The organism is Hymenobacter edaphi (assembly GCF_003258365.1).
Taxonomy (GTDB): domain Bacteria; phylum Bacteroidota; class Bacteroidia; order Cytophagales; family Hymenobacteraceae; genus Solirubrum; species Solirubrum edaphi.
In genome coordinates, this window is record NZ_QHKM01000022.1 from 1 (window position 1) to 5465 (window position 5465).

The 5465-nt window shown below is 59.2% G+C and carries 6 protein-coding genes and 1 pseudogene; 3 read left to right on the plus strand and 4 right to left on the minus strand.

All coding sequences use genetic code 11. The features are described from left to right. Both DLM85_RS24680 and DLM85_RS24685 read left to right on the plus strand, forming a co-directional pair. Nucleotides 1-502, plus strand: a pseudogene (locus DLM85_RS24680) (RepB family plasmid replication initiator protein); the annotation flags it as partial. Between the two features lie 13 nt (nt 503-515). Next, nucleotides 516-794, plus strand: coding sequence for a hypothetical protein (locus tag DLM85_RS24685; RefSeq protein ID WP_111480861.1), 279 nt, complete (start codon nt 516-518; stop codon nt 792-794). A gap of 194 nt (nt 795-988) precedes the next feature. Here DLM85_RS24685 and DLM85_RS24690 read toward each other — a convergent pair whose 3' ends face one another. The 4 genes from DLM85_RS24690 to DLM85_RS26390 all read right to left on the minus strand — a co-directional run bounded on the left by DLM85_RS24690 (nt 989) and on the right by DLM85_RS26390 (nt 4105). Next, entirely contained in the window at nt 989-2017 is a 1029-nt protein-coding gene (locus DLM85_RS24690; protein ID WP_111480862.1) for a DUF1259 domain-containing protein, read from the minus strand. 134 nt (nt 2018-2151) lie between these two features. Then, on the minus strand, nt 2152-2667 hold the full coding sequence (locus tag DLM85_RS24695) for a hypothetical protein (protein WP_111480863.1): 516 nt from the start codon (nt 2665-2667) through the stop codon (nt 2152-2154). Nucleotides 2668-2684: 17 nt separating this feature from the next. Beyond that, nucleotides 2685-3629 carry a relaxase/mobilization nuclease domain-containing protein gene (locus DLM85_RS24700; RefSeq protein ID WP_111480864.1) on the minus strand — a complete coding sequence of 315 codons (945 nt, stop codon included), beginning with the start codon at nt 3627-3629 and terminating at the stop codon, nt 2685-2687. Then, complete coding sequence (locus tag DLM85_RS26390; RefSeq protein ID WP_111480865.1) at nt 3626-4105, minus strand: MobC family plasmid mobilization relaxosome protein; 480 nt, start codon at nt 4103-4105, stop codon at nt 3626-3628. Before DLM85_RS26390 ends, DLM85_RS24700 begins: the two co-directional genes overlap by 4 nt. Before the next feature lie 784 nt (nt 4106-4889). Between DLM85_RS26390 and DLM85_RS24710 the strand changes: the two genes are divergently transcribed. Further along, the coding region (locus DLM85_RS24710; protein ID WP_133257275.1) for a replication initiation protein at nt 4890-5465 on the plus strand (576 nt) is incomplete at its 3' end.

Genomic DNA, 5465 nt, shown 5'->3' on the forward strand with positions numbered 1-5465 from the left:
GGGCGAATCCAAAAAGTATGACATTCAGGAGTTCAAGATGATGCTGGGCTTGCTTGATGACAAAGGCAAGGATAAAGCTATCAGGATGAGTGATTTTCGGGAAAGTGTGCTGGATGTGGCCGTAAAGCAAATCAATGAGCATACTGAATTGCACATCAGCTATAAGCTTGAAAAACGGGTTAGAACCTACAAAAACATCGTCTTTACCATCAAGCGGCAAGCCTTAGCGGAAACCATTCCCTTCGACTTAGTAACCACTGTTCAGGACGTGCCTGGCGTTCAACAAAGCCACTTCGACAACGCCGCCCGCATCTTGGACGAGCTGCGCATCACCGACCCCAAACACCGGGCTACCATCCTGGCCAGTGCGGCCCACGTCGCGGAAGTGAACCGCTACAACCACGACCTGAAAACGGGCAAGGTCAAAGCCTCGCGCAATCCGGGCGGGCTGCTGCTCGTGCGCCTGGGCCTGGTCGCGGCCAAAGCCCCTAAGCCCGCCTGAGCCCCTCCCTCCGATGCGCCAAAAAATCTACCTCGAACTCGTCGTTTTGAAGCCCGGCAACGCGGTGCACCTCACCGAGGCCGAGCAACAAGCCATTCCGTGCCACTTCTTGATGGCTCAGGAAGCCGAAAAGCGGATGATGGTCATCGAGTACACCCCGGGCTCCGATCGTGCCACCAGAGAGCGGATTATTGCCGTGCACCTGCGGGCCTACGCCCGTCGTTACAAAATCATCAGCTACGAGGTATTTGACGACTTCGTCCCGGCCCTACCGGCTCCGCTGGTAGGCTAGTCAGATAGGATTTAGGGGGCAGTGGGGAGAGTGCAAAAAGCGGGTCCGTCATCCCGGTTTTATCCCTTAACATAATGTAGCTTATAGGAGCAATCTTGGAATCCGTGCGGTTTTGCTCCCCACCGCCCCCGGTGCCGGCGCGTGGTACTTTTCCGGTTTAGGCCCCTAAAAAACGGGGTCGATTTACCGGCGCGTCAGTGCTTCATCTTCATGCCCGCTTTGCCCTTGCCCAACTGGTCGAGGGCGGCACGGAAGCCGGTAGCCAGCTGCGCGGCGGGGCCGCGACCGTAGTAGTGCAGGAACATCATGCGCGGCTGGTCAAACAGCATGTGGTTGTGCACGGCCACGACCTCCAGATTGTGGGCGCGCAGGGCCTTTATAACCGGGTTTACTTCGTGCTCCAGCATAGCAATGTCGCCGGCCACATGCGCGTCAGCTTGCTTGCCGGCGAACGCGGCCCACGAGTTCAGGCCAATGGCGGCGGTCATTTCCGTGCCCATCATCACCGATTGCAGGTCCGCTCGGCCCACGGTATACTTGTAGGTGGGGCCGTTCACCGTGCCCTGGTACTGCACCACTTTGTCGAGCGCCGGAATATCAAACAGCTCCTTGCCGGTGGGCGGGCCGGGGGCCGACGTAGCGTTGTTGCCCGCCTGCGCGGCCGGGGTGCCGCCGCTGGGCTTCGGCTGGTTGGCCGGCAGCAACTTGGAGTCCTTGAGCGCGGCGGCAAACTTGCGGGCCAGCTCGGCCGGGGCACCCATGCCGTGAATGTGCATGTAGAAGATGCGCGGTTCCTCGTAAAAGAAGTGGTTGTGTACGGCCCCGATTTCCAGCCCCTGGGCCAGCGCGGCCGACATGAGCGGGTTGACTTCCTCCTGCAGCAGCACCGTGTCGCTCATGAGCATGGCCGATTTGCCGTCCAGCGTGTGCTTGATGGCCACCCACCCGCCAAAACCAAAGGCAATGGGCACCGGCTCCCCCTTGATGGTCACCTTCAAGTCGTTGCGCGGCAACGGGGTGCTGTGCGTGGCCTGCGCTTCAACGTAGGCCCCTTTCTTGCCCATCGCGGCCTCGATGGCGGCAATGTCGGCCGCGCTCAGCGGCGGGGTGTTGCCGGGGGCCGGGGCTTCGGCGAAGGAGGGCAAGGGGCCTAGCAGCAGCGGCGTGGTGGCCAGCGCCGTGGTTTTGAGCCAGTCACGGCGGGAAAAACGGGAATCGGACATAGAACAAGGAATGAATGAGACGGCTTAGGGTACGTAAGGTAAACGGTTGACTGTTCCTTCTCTGTGCTCAGGACGCGGCTTGTGGGCGCTTAACGTGCTGTATTCTCCGTTTCCTGAGAAGACCTCTAAAAGCCCTACTGTGGGAAATACTTTTTGACCACCTTCGGATTGTCCCGTTTCAGGTCCCAATAGCCCTTCGTCAGCCACTCCAGCGCCCGCTTTTTCTGGGCCTGCTCCTGCTGCAGCTGCGCTACCTGCGCCTCGGCTGCGGCCTTCTCTTTCCAGAGGTAGGTGCTCAGGCTGGTCAGCATCAGCAGCAGGGCCACCACCCCCACCCCCAGCCGCACATGGGTAAAGCCCCAGACTTCCCCCACCACGGGCACGCTACGCGGAATCCGGTCAATCACCTGCTGCAGCTGCGCCGTGCCCGTGGTGAGCGTCTTTTCCACCTTCGCCGGCGTGGCCAGGTGCGGCTGGATGGCCTCCGCTACGCCCTGGTAGTTGATGGTAAAGCGCACTTCCTGCTTCACCGTGGCCAGCACCTCGTCCAGCTCGGCCCGGCTCACCGGCCGGCCCTGCTCCAAGCTGCGCTTGTTCAGCGTCTCAATACCCCGCCGTAGCGCGTTAATATCTTCCAATAGCTCCTGCATCGGTCGTTGCTGAAAAGTTAATCTCCCATCCCTAGGCCTTGGGATGGCTGCTGGCTCAGCTGCTGCTGGGCCTGCCGCTGCTTGGCCTGGGCGTACTCGGCCGCCAGCTTGGCCAGCGCGTAATCCTGGCCCAGCTGCTGCCATTGCTGGGCCGGGTCGTGGCCTAGCTCGCGGGCCTTGGCAAAGCCTGCTTCCAGATTCCCCGCGCTGTACGCCCGGCCCACCTGGCTGCCCTTCACCCGGTGCCCGTCCTGGGCAAACACCACCCCGGCCGGGCTCCCGTCCTTGCGCCGCGTCAGCTCCAGCTCGATGCCTCGCGGGCGCAGCGCCTCGCGCAGCTCGTCGAAGCTGCGGGCCTGGCCCGCCGTGTAGCTCAGGGCGCGGCCAATCTCCTGGCGGGCGCGGCTCCAGTCGGCCGACTGCTGCTCCTTCGGGGTCGTGGCCTGCTGCTGCTTGGGGGTCGGCCCGATTTCGCGGGCCTGCCGGTGCCCTACCTGGTCGGCCACAATCAGTCCGTAGTCCTGCTCGATGCCCTTGCACACGTCCACGCTCCGGGAGCGGATAAACTGGTCACTCACTGTCTGCCCGTCCAGATCCACCCGGTTCACCACCAGGTGCATGTGCGGGTGGGTTTTGTCCTGGTGCCGCACCACGGCCCATTGCGTGTTCTCCGGGTCGATTCGCAGCCCTTTTAGGTAGTCCTGGGCAATACGGCCCATGACCTCATTGGTCAGCTTCTCCTTTTCCTCGACCGGAAAGGCCAGCGCCACGTGCAGCACCGCTTTTCCCAATCCGGGACGCATGGCCCGCACCGCGTCAAAGTCCGCCGCCATGTGCGCGGCGCTGTCCGTGCGCACCCCGTGCGCGGCCAGCACTTCGGCCCCTTTGCCGGGGGCCTTCTCCTGCAGCACGTAGGCACACATCGCCCCGAACGACTGGTTCACCTTCACTTTTCCAATCATGCCCCTTCGCCCGTGAGCCGCTTCAGCAGCTGGTGCATCTGCCCGAGTACCGTCGTGGCCCCGCTGCGCTGGTCCTGGCCCAGGTGGGCCAGCTTGGTGAGCTGGTTCAGGTTCGCCGCCATGCCGGCCAGCTGCGCCAGCTGCCGCGCTTCCTCCGGCGTCGGCGGGGCCTGCAGTTTCGTGGCCGTGTTCTGCTTGCGCCACACCGACCGCAGCACTTCCCCCTGGCTCAGCTGATACCGCTCGGCCTCACGGGTCAGGCGCTCGTGCTCCGCGTCCGTGAGCCGGACGCTCACGACGTGGCGCTGTTTTTCGGCCAACGGGCCGGCCTTCCGGCCTCCTTTTCGGGGGCGGTGGGGAGGTGAATCAGGAGCTGCTAGGTCTGCCATAGGGAGGTCCCCGAAGGGGCAAGTGTAGTGAGCCCAACGGGCGAACGGGTTTCCTGAATTGCGCGAAGCGCGATTCAGGAAACACATCTTGCGCGAAACCGTTGAACGATGTGGACTAGGCCCACAAGGTACGGCTCCCCGCACGTACGCGCAACCCCTGGCCCACTCTTTTCGCTGCGCCTCCCAGTTGGTTTTACCGTTGGTTTCCGTTCCAACTCTTGCACCCTTCCGGTTACCTCCTGCCTCCTACTTCTGGTGCTCCCCTGCCGGCAACGTGGCCACCTTGCTCTCGCCTCCAGCTGCCCCATCTGGCCACCTTCTCCCACCTGGTCATTGCCTCCTGTCCCGGTGCGCTTGCTTTCCCCTCTTGTACTCCTTTCCTGACCTGTGGCCTTAGCTGCTACCGTTTCTGTGGGCACAGTATTCCGGAGTTCAAAGCAGCACATAAGCTCAACAATAAGGTTTATAAACCGTTGATTACCAATAATATATACTTTATTGAATGCTCGCAAGTCACTGGCCTCTAGGACTTTTGCTGTTTTTGTTTTGCTCGCGCCGTTGTACTCTCGAACAAGCCCTAGAAGCTTTTTTGCCTCGCGCGAAACAACAATTGGTGTATTTGAGCTTATTTGTCTTATTTGAGGGGCTGCTTTCATGTTGATTTACAGCTATTTATGACACTTAAAAACGGGTTTTAGTGGGTGAGAAACGGGTTTTAGTGGGTGAGAAACGGGTTTTAGTGGGTGAGAAACGGGTTTTAGTGGGTTTGAAAACGGGTTTTAGTGGGTGAGAAACGGAATTTAAAAACGGAATCCGAATACGATACCCGTTTCTTTCTTATAATTGCCCAGTAATCAGCCATTAGGACACTATGAGCAAGGACCTAGAAGTTCGCCAACACAATGCTTTAACCAATGCTCGGTACGAGTATTCGGAGCTGCAGCTTGATTTGCTGTTCTTTCTTATCTCTAAGCTCCGAAAAGACCAGCAGGACAGGGTTTATGAATTGAACATCAAGGATTTATCCTCATTAACTGGCAAAAAATATAACGCTGCCTATCTCCATAAGGCGACTGCTGACATGGGTAGCCGTGTCTTTGAGGTGCAAACCGAAACCCGGTACCGGCAACTCTGGATGTTCCAGCGTGTGGACTACCTACTTGGGCAAGGAATCATTGAAATCAAGCTCACAGAGGACATTACCCCCTATCTATTTGACCTGAAAGAGAACTTCACTAGCTATGAATTGGCTTCGGCACTGCGCCTCACTAGCAAGTATGCTAAGCGGATTTATCAGTATTGCAGTCAGTGGAAAGACCAGGGCGAATCCAAAAAGTATGACATTCAGGAGTTCAAGATGATGCTGGGCTTGCTTGATGACAAAGGCAAGGATAAAGCTATCAGGATGAGTGATTTTCGGGAAAGTGTGCTGGATGTGGCCGTAAAG

What these genes read in the sequence shown, in the direction of transcription:
- DLM85_RS24685 (WP_111480861.1), top strand. Translation starts at nt 516, where the DNA reads ATGCGCCAAAAAATCTACCTCGAACTCGTCGTTTTGAAGCCCGGCAAC.
- DLM85_RS24690 (WP_111480862.1), bottom strand. Translation starts at nt 2,017, where the DNA reads ATGTCCGATTCCCGTTTTTCCCGCCGTGACTGGCTCAAAACCACGGCG.
- DLM85_RS24695 (WP_111480863.1), bottom strand. Translation starts at nt 2,667, where the DNA reads ATGCAGGAGCTATTGGAAGATATTAACGCGCTACGGCGGGGTATTGAG.
- DLM85_RS24700 (WP_111480864.1), bottom strand. Translation starts at nt 3,629, where the DNA reads ATGATTGGAAAAGTGAAGGTGAACCAGTCGTTCGGGGCGATGTGTGCC.
- DLM85_RS26390 (WP_111480865.1), bottom strand. Translation starts at nt 4,105, where the DNA reads ATGTGTTTCCTGAATCGCGCTTCGCGCAATTCAGGAAACCCGTTCGCC.